This is a genomic window from Pseudomonas sp. B14(2022), from assembly GCF_012030485.1.
Taxonomy (GTDB): domain Bacteria; phylum Pseudomonadota; class Gammaproteobacteria; order Pseudomonadales; family Pseudomonadaceae; genus Aquipseudomonas.
The window spans coordinates 1-255 of the sequence record NZ_JAAUVM010000064.1; the positions used below are offsets into that span (position 1 = coordinate 1).

Sequence of the window (255 nt, forward strand, 5' to 3'; positions counted from 1 at the left end):
TCTGATCTGGGCGAGCCGTGGCATGGGCGTGCAGATTCGCCTGGGCGCTCAGGTGCTGGGGCATATCAAATCCGGGCGAGCGCGCCAGTGGCTGGAGAGGCTGGCTGATCAGTTGGTGGGGCCGAAGCTGGACGCGCATGCCGAGGCGGTGAAGCCTTTGCTGCTCGGTGGCCCGGCGACAGCGATCAAGACCGTATCGGTTTCGCCGTTGAAGGCTGGGGAGCACGTGGTTTCGAACCCGGTGCCGGCGGTTCG

The 255-nt window shown here is 66.3% G+C and carries 1 protein-coding gene; it reads left to right on the forward strand.

All coding sequences use genetic code 11. The annotated features are described in order from the left end of the window. On the forward strand, window positions 1–255 hold a 255-nt coding region (locus HCF10_RS31020; protein WP_167657095.1), incomplete at both ends, for a hypothetical protein.